Annotated in this window: 8 protein-coding genes; all 8 read left to right on the top strand. The window is 60.3% G+C overall.

Features of this window, described 5'->3' with window-relative positions; all coding sequences use genetic code 11:
- A partial coding sequence (locus tag VFU66_RS14820) for a hypothetical protein (protein WP_326447042.1) occupies positions 1-248 on the top strand: 248 nt, incomplete at its 5' end.
- Between the two features lie 55 nt (positions 249-303).
- The gene (locus VFU66_RS14815; RefSeq protein WP_326447041.1) at positions 304-1,719 is read left to right on the top strand and encodes a hypothetical protein; all 1,416 of its coding nucleotides are present in this window, start codon (positions 304-306) and stop codon (positions 1,717-1,719) included.
- A gap of 99 nt (positions 1,720-1,818) precedes the next feature.
- Positions 1,819-2,427, top strand: coding sequence for an RdgB/HAM1 family non-canonical purine NTP pyrophosphatase (gene rdgB, locus VFU66_RS14810; RefSeq protein ID WP_326447040.1), 609 nt, complete (start codon positions 1,819-1,821; stop codon positions 2,425-2,427).
- A 195-nt stretch (positions 2,428-2,622) separates the two neighbouring features.
- Positions 2,623-3,429, top strand: a complete 807-nt coding sequence (locus VFU66_RS14805; RefSeq protein WP_326447039.1) for a succinate dehydrogenase/fumarate reductase transmembrane subunit — start codon at positions 2,623-2,625, stop codon at positions 3,427-3,429.
- 78 nt (positions 3,430-3,507) lie between these two features.
- Positions 3,508-5,283, top strand: a complete 1,776-nt coding sequence (sdhA, locus tag VFU66_RS14800) for a succinate dehydrogenase flavoprotein subunit (RefSeq protein ID WP_326447038.1) — start codon at positions 3,508-3,510, stop codon at positions 5,281-5,283.
- Between the two features lie 473 nt (positions 5,284-5,756).
- The gene (sdhB, locus tag VFU66_RS14795) at positions 5,757-6,518 is read left to right on the top strand and encodes a succinate dehydrogenase iron-sulfur subunit (RefSeq protein ID WP_326447037.1); all 762 of its coding nucleotides are present in this window, start codon (positions 5,757-5,759) and stop codon (positions 6,516-6,518) included.
- A gap of 411 nt (positions 6,519-6,929) precedes the next feature.
- Positions 6,930-7,349, top strand: coding sequence for a hypothetical protein (locus VFU66_RS14790; RefSeq protein ID WP_326447036.1), 420 nt, complete (start codon positions 6,930-6,932; stop codon positions 7,347-7,349).
- A gap of 60 nt (positions 7,350-7,409) precedes the next feature.
- Positions 7,410-7,766, top strand: a 357-nt coding sequence (locus VFU66_RS14785) for a membrane dipeptidase (RefSeq protein ID WP_326447035.1), incomplete at its 3' end; no start/stop codon positions are given.

Below are 7,766 nucleotides of genomic sequence, written 5' to 3'. Positions count from 1 at the left end.
CCGCACAGCCGCAGGCGATGTGCAAGCATTGCACGCACAACCAACCGATGAGTCAACAGGTCCCACCCTGCTGTAGCGTCAGCCATCATCCGCCGGCAGTCTTCGCCTCGACCGACTTCCATCAGCCTGCGCAGGCGTTCTCGTTCACGATGCCCTTGCGCACGCCGGCATTGCAGGCCTTCGTGTCTGTCGACATGCCATTCATCGAAGCTCCTCCGCATCCGCCTCGAATCGCTCTGCGCATCTGATACCGCTCCTGATCCTGCCTCGTTCTGCGCATGTTTTTCGTGCAGCAACCTACACATGCATCTATCAGGAAGGCTCTTCGTCATGCTCCGCTGTCTCATCGCAGTTCCGCTCGCACTTGCGCTGTTTACGCCGCAGTTCGCTCACGCACAAACCCACCCGTCCATGCCCGGCACGGACATGCACTCTGCCTCGGCGCACACGATGGCTCCTGCCAGCACTCTCATCGATGCTGAGCTTCAGCACACCACCTCCGGCACCAGCATCGAGCCAGCATCAACACCTGCGCCGATGCTCATGTCGCCGCGCGGCCAGTGGATGCTGATGCTCCACGGCAGCGCCTTCATCACCGACACACAGCAGAGCGGCCCGCGCGGCGCGGACAAACTCTTCTCGACCAACTGGGTTATGCCGATGGCCCAACGCCAACTTGGCCCTGATGGCAGATACGGTCGACTCACGCTGCGCGCGATGTTCTCGCTCGAACCCGCCACCGTCAGCTCTCGCCAGTACCCGGTGCTCTTTCAGCAAGGCGAGACCGCCTTCGGCAAGCCCATCATCGACGGCCAGCACCCGCACGACTTCTTCATGGAAGTCGGCGCGCTCTACGACCTTAAGCTGAGCAAACGCACGCTCGTCAGTTTCTATGCCGCGCCGGTAGGCGATCCAGCCATCGGCCCGATCGCTTACCCACACCGCATCTCCGCTTCAGAAAATCCGCTCGCTGCGCTCGGCCACCATCAGGAAGACTCGACCCACATCGCTTTCAACGTGCTCACCGGCGGCATCACGTGGCGCTGGCTGCGCTTTGAAGAGTCCGGCTTCCACGGCGGCGAACCCTCCGAACAGCGATGGGGCTTCCAGCCTTCATCGAACGGTCACGCGATCGACAGCTACTCCTCGCGCATCACGTTTTCGCCCTCAGCAAACTGGACCTCGCAGTACTCCATCGCCCACATCGTCAGCCCCGAGGCGCTCTACTCCGGCGAAGACCAGCAGCGCCAGACCGCCTCCATCATGTACAACCGCCCTATCGGCGCGCACCACGACACCACCTCGATGCCCGGCATGGACATGGCCACCACCGCCACCGGCAACTGGTCCACCACGCTCCTCTGGGGTCGCACCAAATCCCTCCACGACGGCAGCAAAGAAAACAGCTACCTCCTCGAATCGCTGCTCCAGTTTCACAAACGCAATTCCGTCTGGACGCGCATCGAAAACGCAGGCCGCTCTTCGGAACTCTTCCTCAAGCCCGGCACCGCACTGCCGCCCCATTTTGAAGAGTCCCCTGTAGGCCACGTGGCCTCCTATAGTTTCGGCTACGACCGCGACTTCAAAATCGCTCCCCATCTTCTCGCCGCACCCGGAGCACAGTTCACCACCTACACCACACCCCGTGCGCTTGTTTCGACCTATGGCGAACATCCTTACGGCGTCGCATTCTTCGTGCGCTTCCGTATAACCCAATAGCCAAACGCCAACGGCGTGCTCTATACCAGCCTGGAGCAATGCCCCAGAGAGCAGCGTGTACAAATAGATCTGAGTGCCGAAGACGCGACCTAATTATTCATGACCCTCTACATTGCCACAACCAACCCCGGCAAGCTGCGCGACTTCGCAGCAGCAGCCAACCACACCATCACCATCGAACCCCTCCCTGGCCTCAAAGAAATTCCCGCGCCTCCTGAAGACGAGCCGACCTTCGAAGGCAATGCTCGCCTCAAAGCCATCTATTACTCACGGCTAGTACCCGGCAAGATCATCCTCGCCGACGACTCCGGCCTCGAAGTCGACGCCCTCAACGGAGCACCTGGCGTCCGCTCCGCCCGCTACGCCGAAGACAGCAACTTCGCCGCCCCGTCCGGAGTCAGCACGGACGAACGCAATAACCTCTGCCTGCTCGAAGCCCTCAGCAAAATCCCAGGCCCACGCACAGCCAGGTACCACTGCGTCCTCGCCGCAGCCCGCGACGGCGAGATCACCGCCATGGCCCACGGCACGGTTGAAGGCGAAATCCTGAGTGCTCCACGTGGAACACTCGGCTTCGGCTACGACCCGCTCTTTTATCTTCCGGAGCAAAACAAAACCATGGCCGAACTCGACGCCCAAACGAAGCTCGCCTTCAGCCATCGCGGACGCGCCCTCGCCACCTTTGTCCCCTTATTTGAAGCGAATTGAGAAATAAACAGCAGATTTCTCCGCGGCGCTGCGGAATGGATATGCAAATTGCCGTGTGGCGATTAATATCGCACACATCCGTCGATAACCGCACAAAATCGTGCGCTTTTCTTGACGCTGGCCAGACAGCGCGGAATAATCAGCCTGCCACTGTTTTTTCAGCAACATCGGCCCACACCGAACCAAGGAGTCCCTATGGCCACCGCCGCCTCGCCAGCCCCTCCCGCGACACCGCCCCTGCGCGGCGTGCAACCGCTCCGCGCCGGCGAGGGAAACTCCTTCTTCTGGCGCAAGTTGCACTCGCTCACCGGCATCGTGCCCATCGGCGCGTTCCTCATCGAGCACATCATCTCGAACTTCGAGACCGTCCACGGCCCGCTGGCCTACGCCAAGCAGGTGCTCTTCCTCAACTCGCTGCCGCTGGTGCGCGTGCTGGAGTGGACGCTGATCTTCATCCCGCTCGCCTACCACGCCCTCTACGGCGTCTACATCGCAGTGCGCGGACGCAACAACGTCAATGTGTATCCGTGGATTGGCAACCGGTTTTACTTCTCGCAGCGTGTCACCGGCATCATCGCGCTGTTCTACATCGTCTACCACGTCTGGACGCAACGCTTCTCGGGCGTCAACCTGCCCGAGCATCCCGGAGCAGCCTTCGCAAAGGTCCAGCACGAACTCGCCAACCCGTGGATTCTCGCCGTCTACGTTATCGCGATGATCGCCACCACGTGGCACTTCGCCTACGGCACCTGGCTCTTCGCAGCGAAATGGGGCATCACTCCGGGCGACAAGGCGCGCAGGAAGTTCGGCTACGTCTGCGCCCTCGGCGGCATCATCCTCTGCCTGATGGGCCTCATCAGCATCTACTCGGTCGTTACCGCCCCGCCTGCTCCGGATGACGTCATGCCCAACGTCATGCAGACTTCCACAATGACGGCCCCCACGCAACCGGTTGTGCCAACAGCAGTCACCATTCCGGATGCATCGCGTCCGCAGCAATAGTTTTGTTAAGGACACGGGTTCAGCCGTGCCGACAGGCCACAGAGATAAGAAGAGGCTTTAGCCCCTGAGGGACAAAGAATGGCAGCAGCAACTCCCAGAATTATCGTCGTAGGCGGCGGACTCGCCGGACTCTCCGCCGTCATCAAGATTGCCGAAGCCGGCGGCAAGGTCGATCTCTTCTCCATCGTCCCGGTCAAGCGGTCACACTCGGTCTGCGCGCAGGGCGGCATCAACTCCGCCAAGAACCTCAAGGGCGAAGGCGACAGCGCCTGGGCGCACTTCGACGACACCATCTACGGCGGCGACTTCCTGGCCAACCAGACCCCCGTCAAGCAGATGTGCGAACAGGGCCCGGCCATCATCGACCTGCTCGACCGCATGGGCGTCCCGTTCAACCGGACGCCGGAAGGTCTTTTAGATTTTCGGCGCTTCGGCGGCACGCTCTTCCACCGCACCGCCTTCGCTGGAGCCACCACCGGCCAGCAGCTTCTCTACGCACTCGACGAGCAGGTCCGCCGCTTCGAGTCTGAGGGTAAGGTCAAGAAGTACGAAGGCTGGGAGTTCCTCTCCGCCGTGCTCGACTCGCACGGCGTGGCGCGTGGCATCTGTGCGATGGACCTGCGCTCGATGGAGGTCCGCACCTTCCCTGCCGACGCCATCATCGTCTGCACCGGCGGCAACGGAGCCATCTTCGGCAAGAGCACCAACTCGGTCGTCTGCACCGGCAGCGCACAGTCCGCGCTCTACCAGCAGGGCGCTTTCTACGCCAACGGCGAGTTCATCCAGGTCCACCCGACCGCCATTCCCGGCGAAGACAAGCTGCGTCTCATGTCCGAGTCAGCCCGCGGCGAAGGCGGCCGCGTCTGGGTGCCGAAGGACAAGAACGACAAGCGCGCCGCACAATCCATCCCCGAGGGCGACCGCTGGTACTTCCTCGAAGAGTGGTACCCGAAGTACGGCAACCTCGTGCCGCGCGACGTTGCCACCCGCGCCATCTTCAAGGTCGTCTACGAGCACGGCATGGGCATCGACGGCCAGCCAATGGTCTATCTTGATGTCTCGCACCTGCCGCCCGCGAGCCAGCACAAGCTCGAAGGCATCCTCGAGATCTACGAGAAGTTCGTAGGCGACGACCCGCGTAAGGTCCCGATGAAGATCTTTCCCGGAATGCACTACACCATGGGCGGTCTCTGGGTGGACAACCAGCAACGCACCAATATCCCCGGCGTCTTCGCAGCGGGCGAGGCTGACTGCTCCATCCATGGCGCCAACCGCCTCGGCGCAAATTCGCTGCTCTCCTGCATCTACGGAGGCTTCGTCGCCGGGCCGCAGGCCATGCAGTACGCCAAGTCGCTGCCAGCGCAGGAAGGCGACGGAGGTGCCGCAGCCGAACTTGCCCGCCAGAACGAGTTCAACAAGCTGCTGCTCAACAACCCCGGCACCGAGAACCCCTTCAAGATATGGCGCGAGCTGGGCGAGACGATGACCAAGCACGCCACCATCATCCGCTACAACAAGGGCCTCGAAGAGGCGGACGCGAAGATCGTCGAGCTGCTCGACCGCTACCGCAACGTCAACCTCTCGGACAAGAGCCAGTGGGCCAACACTAGCTTCGCCTTCACGCGCCAGCTCTGGAACATGCTCCAGCTCGCCCGCGTCATCGTGCAGGGCGCACGCCTGCGCGACGAGAGCCGCGGCGCGCACTACAAGCCGGACTTCCCCGAGCGCAACGACGAGAAGTTCCTGAAGACGACCAAAGCCAGCTTCAAAAACGGCGCTCCCGCCTTCGAGTACGAAGACGTGGACATCAGCCACCTCAAACCGCGCCCGCGCCGTTACGACGCCGCAACCTAGTCTTCAGTTGTCATCTTTCGCCTCAAGCGGAGTGGCAACTTTTCGCTGTTGAGTTTTGTTAGGGGCACGGCCGAACGAAAGGAGGCACAAAAAAAATGAATACAACAAGTTGCCTCCAGCCCGCTTCCCGCCGTCTAACTGGACATGGCTGGCATCGACATCTACTACACGATTCTTGCAGTGATCTACGCCTTGGTCCTCAGCTACATGTTCGTGTACTGCGCACGTCACTGAACCGCGCATCGAGCATGAAGGACGGCGACGCTCCGCTCCGTTCGACCAGAGCGAAGCGATCTACTGCGTCATCAATTAATTCCAATTCATCCAGTTGCAGGAATAACTTCAAGCACAAATTGAGATATTGCCTGGAGCCGAAATGGCCCAGCCTGTGGAGTTTTGTAACGGGCGCGGCTTAGACCGTGTCACAAAGAGCAGAGGAAAGACCGGGGCCGTAGCCCCTGAGGGCAATGCAGATGCCAAGCACCATCAAAGTCGAGATCAAGCGCCAAGCCAACCCGAACGCCCCCGCCACCACCGAGAAGTTCGAGGTCCCCTACCGCCCGGGCATGAACATCACCTCGCTGCTCGGCGAGATCGCGCTCAACCCTGTCGACGTGACCGGCAAGCCCACCACGCCCGTCACCTACGACTCAAACTGCCTCGAAGAGATCTGCGGCTCCTGCGCGATGCTCATCAACGGCAAGGCCACGATGGCCTGCTCGGCGCTGGTAGACAAGCTCACCGGCCCGAACAAGGACCAGACCATCACGCTCGCGCCGCTCTCGAAGTTCCCCATCGTGCGCGACCTCTCGGTTGACCGCAGCGTCCTGTTTGAGAACCTCAAGAAGGTCCAGGCCTGGGTCCCCATCGACGGCACCTACGACCTCGGCCCCGGCCCGCGCCAGTTCCCGCAAATTCAGGAGCAGCGCTACCCGCTCTCGAACTGTATCTCCTGCTGCTGCTGCATGGAGGTCTGCCCGCAGTTCAACGACGTGACCAACTTCATCGGCGCGGCCACCATCGCGCAGACGAAGCTCTTCAACCTCGACCCCGCGGGCGCGGTCCTCAAAGAAGAACGCCTCCGCGCGCTGACCGGAGACGGCGGCATCGCCGAGTGCAGCTTCGCGCAGAACTGCGTGATGACCTGCCCTAAAGGCCTGCCGCTCACCGAAGCCATCAGCGACATGGGCCGCGACGTCTTCGTCCAGAAAGTCAAAGACCTCTTCGCTCGCTAAGACGCCGCTGGCCTGTCACAAAAACCGGGTGCCCCATCTTCGCGACAGTTTCATCGTCGCTAAGGTGGGCCATTCGCGCGAAAGCGCGAACCAAGTCGTTAGCCTCGCTTATGATGAAACGCGATGCGTCCTCTAACGTTCACTGTGAAGCTCTGCCTGCTCCTCGTCGTAAGTCTCCCTGTCTCTGGTTCTGCATTCGCGCAATGCACGAGCACAATCACGCTGGTTCCACCCAAAACCAGACGCCTTCACAAATTCGCCGACCAGATCCCGAAAGGTGATTTCGTCAGCTACTCTTACCAACTGTCAGCAACTGACGATCTTCTATTCGTTGTTCATGCGACTCCCATAGGCCCTCACGTTCGGGAACTACTGATTACTCGCAATCATCTCACCGTGCAAAGTGTTCTCATGCGTGATCTCCCGGGATTGCACAACGATACTTTTTATGCTGAAAACTTTATCGCTCTCACAGTAACAAAAGCTTGTGCGGGCAACGCTCCGATTTACTTCGTTGCGATGGCTTACGCTGGCGACATCACAAGCGGAGACTTGTACTTTACCGTCGTTCCGATGGATTCCGGCTACAAGGTTTCGGCGCTTCCGGTAACAAGCGGGGGCACCATAGAAATCTCCCGTTCAAATCCACTCAATATCCGAACATGGAACAATCTGCACCAGGGCAGTTGCAACGCCTGCGAGACCCAATACCTCGTCACCGAATTCACTATCGAAGACGGGATTCCCATCAAAACCAGACACTACCATACTCACCGTCTTTACACACCAGGCCAATTCGATGATTTGAGGCGTGTACGTTTTATCCCGTAGTCTGACAATCACACTTGGTACAATTCTTCCTACTGAAACATTTGTTCCAAAGTAGGTGCCATGAACCGTTCGCGCGTCTTCAGCTATTCCCTCGCCCTGCTCGCACTCACCGGAACCCTTGCCGCCCAGAGCACAAACCCCTCAGGAAAGAAGATGACCCCAGAAGAAGTCCACCAGTCCGCCATCGTCGTCGATACCCACGCCGACACCCCGCAGCGCTTCGTCGATCAAAACTGGGACTTCACCGACCCCCTCGAAGGCGGCATGTTGAACTACGACTCCGCGAAGAAGGGCAATCTGGACGCGCAGTTCTTCTCCATCTGGGTCGATCCCGACCAGTACCCCGGCGACCGCGCCGCTTTTCGTACCCTCGAATTGATTGACGGAACTTTGGAGCAGGTCCGCAAGCACCCCGAC

Origin of the sequence: Edaphobacter sp., from assembly GCF_035763405.1 — a bacterium.
Taxonomy (GTDB): domain Bacteria; phylum Acidobacteriota; class Terriglobia; order Terriglobales; family Acidobacteriaceae; genus Edaphobacter.
This window is presented reverse-complemented; position numbering and strand designations above follow the sequence as displayed.